Origin of the sequence: Actinospica durhamensis, assembly GCF_018139695.1 — a bacterium.
Lineage (GTDB): Bacteria > Actinomycetota > Actinomycetes > Streptomycetales > Catenulisporaceae > Actinospica > Actinospica durhamensis.
In genome coordinates, this window is the sequence record NZ_JAGSOG010000612.1 from 1 (window position 1) to 1,053 (window position 1,053).

The following is a 1,053-nucleotide window of genomic DNA, read 5'->3' on the forward strand; positions in this document are numbered from 1 at the left end:
CCCCGGCCCGGCGCACCCGCACCGTCGCCCGCCGCGCCGCGCTGTGCTTGGCCACGTTGGCCAGCGCCTCGGCGATCGCGAAGTAGAGCGCTGACTCGGCCGGCGCGGACAGGGTGATCCCCGGCTCGAACCCCACCTCGACCTCCAGCGGCATGGCCGCCGCCAACGCCGCCACGGCCCCGGCCAGCCCGCGTTCGGCGAGCACCGGCGGCAGGATCCCGCGTACCAGGCTCCTGAGATCTGCCAGGGCCTGGTCGCCGGACGCGCGGGCCTCGGCCAGGATCTGCACGGCCTCGTCCGGACGCGCATGCACCAACTGCTCGGCCAGGCCGATGCTGAGCCCGAGCGCGGCCAGCCGGGCCTGCGCGCCGTCGTGCAGGTCCCGCTCGATCCGCCGCAACTCCAACGCCGACGCGTCCAGCACCTCGGCCCGCGAGCGGGTCAGCCCCTCGACCCGTGTCGCCAGCGCGCGGCGGCTCGGCGCCAACAGGTTCGCGCAGGCCAGTGCGTGCAGCCGGAGCGCACCACGCGCCGCTGCGGGCGCGAGCCGGGCCAGCGCGCCGGCGAACAGCAGCGCGGGCACCGCGATCAGCGCCTCCGGCCACGGCCGGAAGGCCCAGATCGCGCTCAGCACCACGAAGTTGACCGCGCCCCCGGCGAAGATCAGCGGCATCAGCCCGAGTACCAACCCGACCGGGATCTCCACCGCCAGCCACCGCAGATCCCGCCACGTCGCCGGGTCCCGCAGCACCACGGGCCGGTCCCGCCGGTACGGCTGCGCGATCGGCACGTCGTAGCGCTCGGTCGCGTTCCGCCGCTGCCGCTGTGCCAGCACGCGGACCCCGAGCAACGCCGCCCGCGCCGCCGGCACCCCGACGCCGAGCGGCGTCAGCGCGACCCCGACCACCGCCGCGACCAGCAGCGCGATTCCGGCGAGCACGGCGAGTAAGGCCTCGAACAGCCCGCGCCCGACGTCCCGCGCCAGCCCGTCCCATCGCTTTCCGGCCATCGTGTCCCCTCGGCGCCCAGTGTGGTTCCTGCCCACCCTAGGAG

1 protein-coding gene is annotated in these 1,053 nt (G+C 76.2%); it reads right to left on the reverse strand.

Features of this window, described 5'->3' with window-relative positions; translation table 11 throughout:
• The coding region (locus tag KDL01_RS41355) for a sensor histidine kinase (RefSeq protein WP_212534182.1) at positions 1–1,009 on the reverse strand (1,009 nt) is incomplete at its 3' end.
• Positions 1,010–1,053 lie beyond the last annotated feature (44 nt).